Annotated in this window: 4 protein-coding genes; 1 reads left to right on the forward strand and 3 read right to left on the reverse strand. The window is 40.6% G+C overall.

Annotated features, from left to right (window positions below; genetic code table 11):
* Positions 1-867, forward strand: an 867-nt coding sequence (ribF, locus tag BTHERMOSOX_RS09400) for a bifunctional riboflavin kinase/FAD synthetase (protein ID WP_138120850.1), incomplete at its 5' end; no start/stop codon positions are given.
* Here ribF and pyrC read toward each other — a convergent pair.
* The 3 genes from pyrC to BTHERMOSOX_RS09415 all read right to left on the reverse strand — a co-directional run.
* Positions 860-1,903 (reverse strand): dihydroorotase, encoded by a 1,044-nt coding sequence (gene pyrC / locus BTHERMOSOX_RS09405; protein ID WP_138120852.1) that lies wholly within the window; start codon positions 1,901-1,903, stop codon positions 860-862. The two genes, ribF and pyrC, sit on opposite strands and share 8 nt — an antisense overlap.
* Positions 1,893-2,969: an anhydro-N-acetylmuramic acid kinase gene (locus BTHERMOSOX_RS09410; RefSeq protein WP_138120853.1), complete on the reverse strand. Its 1,077-nt coding sequence runs from the start codon at positions 2,967-2,969 to the stop codon at positions 1,893-1,895. The genes pyrC and BTHERMOSOX_RS09410 overlap by 11 nt, the downstream gene beginning before the upstream one ends.
* A partial coding sequence (locus tag BTHERMOSOX_RS09415; protein ID WP_138120855.1) for a preprotein translocase subunit SecA occupies positions 2,962-4,715 on the reverse strand: 1,754 nt, incomplete at its 5' end. The genes BTHERMOSOX_RS09410 and BTHERMOSOX_RS09415, both read right to left, overlap by 8 nt.

The raw sequence follows: 4,715 nt of genomic DNA on the forward strand, positions 1-4,715 counted from the left end.
AGTGTTGTTACTATTGGTAATTTTGACGGCGTGCACATTGGTCATCAGCATATTGTTAATCGCCTTGTTAAGCAATCAAAACTATTAGGCCTGCCATCTGTTTTAATTTCATTTTCACCAACGCCGCAAAGTTTTTTTACACATGAGAAAGCAACTCTTAGCAACTTTAGACAAAAACATCAATTGTTAAAAAAATTAGATTTGGATGTTCATCTAATTATTAAGTTTGATCGAGAATTTTCTAACATGAGTGCTGATGATTTCATTCAAACTATTTTAATCGATAAGCTGCAAATGAAGTTCTGTCTAATTGGCGATGATTTTAGATTTGGATCTGGACGTGCGGGTGATTTTAAATTATTACAAGACACCTCAGCACAAGCAGGCTTTAAGGTTGAAAATACACAAAGTATTGTACGTGATGATTGTCGAGCAAGTAGCTCAACTATTCGTGACTTACTGGCAAAAGGCAAGGTTGAATCAGCGGCTAAAATGCTGGGACATGAATTCAGTATTTCTGGAAAAGTTATACGCGGCAAACAACTGGGCAGGACCATTGATTTTCCTACCATCAACATCCCAATTAAGCGCAAAATAAGTCCAGTATTAGGGGTTTTTGCAGTACAAGTGGATATCGTCGGTCAAAGCTTTAATGGTGTTTGCAATATTGGCAAGCGACCAACAATCAATGGCGAAAATATCTTGCTAGAAGTCTTTCTATTCGATTTCGATCAAGAAGTGTATGGCGAATTGGCTACTGTGGTTTTTAAGCAACGCATTCGTGATGAAAGAAAATTTGACTCATTTGATGCGCTCAAAGCGCAAATTATTTTAGACACGCAAAGTGCTAAAACGTATTTTAACTAAGGGTGTCTTTAAGTTTCCAGTGCAGTATTTGGCCCGCCATAAATGGCACAATGGTTGAGCCTGCATACTCATAGGTTTCTGGCACTGTCCAATCTTGCTTGATTAAAGTAATGGCGTTTGTATTTCTAGGCAAATTGTAGAAATCAGGGCCAAATTTTGAGGAAAATCCTTCTAGCTTATCAAGAGCATTTTTCGACTCAAATACTGCTGCATAAAGCTCAATAGCACAATGTGCGCTTAAAATTCCTGCGCAACCACAAGCAGATTCCTTGGCGTCTTTTGCATGTGGTGCTGAATCTGTACCTAGGAAAAACTTAGCATTGCCGCTGGTTGCTGCATCCAATAAAGCTAGTTGATGTGGGTTTTCACGCTTTAGAATGGGTAAGCAAAAATAATGTGGTCGAATTCCGCCAACTAGCATATCGTTGCGATTAGCTAGCAAGTGATGCGGTGTAATTGTAGCTGCAACATTCTCACCAGCTTCTAAAACAAAATCAACAGCGTCTTTAGTGGTGATGTGCTCGAATACAATTTTAAGATCAGGAAAATCTTTCACTACTTGGGTCAACACCTGATCAATAAAAACCGCTTCACGATCAAAAATATCAACTTTTAAATGAGTTACTTCGCCATGTACTAACAGCAACATACCAATTTTGCTCATCATTTCTAATGCTGGGTAAATATTTTTAACGTCAGTTACGCCACTATCAGAATTAGTCGTCGCTCCAGCAGGGTACAACTTTGCAGCTTTAACAATGCCGCTTTCTGCTGCTTGCTTAATATCTTCAACATTAGTGTTGTCAGTTAAATATAGCACCATTAATGGATCTATCTCAGCACCTTCTGGCAAGGCTGAAAGTATCTCATCTCGATACATTTGCGCTTGCACAGCATTAGTCACTGGCGGGTTCAAATTAGGCATAATGATAGCCCTGCCCATTTGCTTGGCACTCATACCAATAACTGATTTTAACGCCCCACCAGAGCGTACATGCAAATGCCAATCATCTGGCTGTAAGATTTCAAATTGCATAAATTGCTCCTAATACTCTTGATTGCTTGGCGCCCGTCACCTGGATTATATTCGATGGCTGTTTGTCCAGTGTTCGTTTAGCAAAATAAGCGAAAGCCGCCGCCTCTACGTAATCAACATGCACACCTAACTCATTGGTCATCATTATGTCACTATTTGGATTTAAATACATCAGCCGCTCAACTAAAAATGTATTGTGCGTGCCACCGCCACATAAATACACATCGCCTTCATCTGGAACATGGCTGGATATACTCAACGCTGTTAACTCAACCAAAGTCCTCTGTACATCTTCCGGCGACTCTTTGCCTGTTAAAAAACCAAGCAACCATTCAAGGTTAAAATATTCTGGGCCGGTGCTTTTAGGTGGCTTTTGCTTAAAATAAGCATCAGTTAATAATTTTTCCAACAACCCTTGGTCGATCAAACCACTTCTAGACCAAAGCCCATCGCGATCATAATCTGAGAATTTGTGGTGCTTTATCCAATTATCCAGCAATGTGTTTGCTGGCCCTGTGTCAAAACCAAAAACCGACTCATTATAAATTTGACTAATATTGGCGATACCGCCTAAATTAATGATCGCACCAGATTGGCCATTCAATAAATGATGATGATACATCGGGGTTAATGGCGCGCCTTGTCCGCCAGCAGCCACATCTTGCATACGAAAATCTGCCACCGTGGTTATGCCAGTTTGTTCAGCAATTAAAGCGCCATGAGCAATTTGCATCGAGTAGTGCCCACCTTGATGATAAATTGTTTGCCCATGTGAGCCAATTGCGCTAATTTGTGCTGATGAAACCCCTGATTGGTCCAATAAAGCCAAAGCAGTATCAGAAAAAATGCGTGCCACATTAATATCAATGTCAGCTAAAGTTGCTAATAAAACTTTCCCGCTTTGAGTCAACTGCTGCAGGTCTTGTTTTAATTGATCAGAATACGGCTGATAAGCCTGGGCAACAATTTGTTGGCACTGGTGATCGACAATAACGCCATCCACGCCATCAAGACTGGTGCCAGACATAAGCCCAATATAATATTGGGCTGGTATCGTGCTAGCCATGGCAGTTTTTGTATTTTTTGCCAGAACCACAAGGACATGGATCGTTGCGACCTACCTTTTCTCCCTTTTTTTTGACAGTTGTTGGCTTTTCAATCTCTTCAGTAGGCACATCAGCGCCATCTTCATGTTGTGCAATGGCACCTGCATTGTCTTGCTGTTCAACATCTGTCGCTCTGGTTCCTTCATTAATAGTAACACTAGATAAAGACTTAACAATTTCTATATCGATGGTGTCTAATAGCTCAGTAAACATGGCAAAAGATTCGCGCTTGTACTCTTGGGTTGGATTTTTTTGTGCATAGCCTCGCAGATTAACACTCTGGCGCAAGTAATCCATTGCAGCCAAATGCTCTTTCCAATAATGATCAAGTGTTTGCAACATCACAGCCTTCTCAAAACCGCGCATAGATTCAACACCAGTCATCTGCTCTTTGTAATCACAAATTGCGCTCAAACCCTCAACGATTCTACTCTCAAGTTCATCAACATCCACACCTTCATCGAGCCATTGTTGTAGAGGAAATTCAGCCTTGTAATCTGCTTTTAACGCATTATGCAAACCTTCTACATCCCAATCTTCTTCGGCCTGTCCTGCACTAATATAGCCTGAAAAAAGATCACCAATAACACTTTTTCTAATTGAGATAAAGCGCTCTTGGACATCGTTTGTACTCATTAATGCATCACGCAAGCTATAAATTACTTTACGCTGATCATTAGCAACATCATCATACTCAAGTAAATTTTTACGCGCATCATAGTTCATGCCCTCAACTTTACGTTGAGCATTTTCAATAGCGCGATTAACCATTTTATGCTCAATTGCCTCGCCTTTTTCCATGCCCAATTTTTTCATCATGGCAGCCATCTTGTCGCTGGCAAAAATTCGCATCAAATTATCTTCTAAAGATAAATAAAAGCGCGTTGAACCAACATCACCTTGTCGTCCAGAGCGGCCACGCAATTGATTATCAACACGACGAGATTCATTACGCTCAGTACCTACAATATGCAATCCACCTGCAGAAATCACCTTGTTATGTTCAACCTGCCAATCTTGTTTTTGTTGATCTGTCGCATCATCTACAAGCTTGCCACCTAAAACAATATCCGTACCACGTCCCGCCATATTAGTTGCAATAGTCACTGCACCGATGCCGCCTGCATTGGCAATAATGATCGCCTCTCTTTCATGCTGCTTGGCATTTAATACTTCATGGGTAATATTTTTATCACCAAGTAATGCTGAGATTGCTTCGGAGTTTTCAATACTGCTGGTACCCACCAATACAGGTTGGCCAGACTCTTGGCAACTTTCCACGTCATTAGCAATTGCCTCTAGCTTTTCTTCTAAAGTAAGATAAATTTGATCTGCCTTGTCATGACGTTCAGATAATTTATTTGGTGGAACGACTACAGTCTCCAGGCCATAAATATCTTGAAATTCGACTGCCTCAGTGTCAGCAGTACCGGTCATACCAGATAGTTTTTCATATAGTCTGAAATAATTCTGAAAGGTAATAGAAGCTAGTGTTTGGTTCTCTTTCTTGATACTGACGCCTTCTTTAGCCTCAATGGCTTGATGCAAGCCCTCACTCCAACGACGGCCCGGCATAGTTCTACCTGTAAACTCATCAACAATCACCACTTCATCACCATCAATAATGTAATGATCGTCCTTGCGAAATAGCATGTGCGCTCTTAGTGCAGAATTAATATGTTGCATTAATAAAATATTACTTGCAT

This window comes from Bathymodiolus heckerae thiotrophic gill symbiont (genome assembly GCF_900128515.1).
Taxonomy (GTDB): domain Bacteria; phylum Pseudomonadota; class Gammaproteobacteria; order PS1; family Pseudothioglobaceae; genus Thioglobus_A.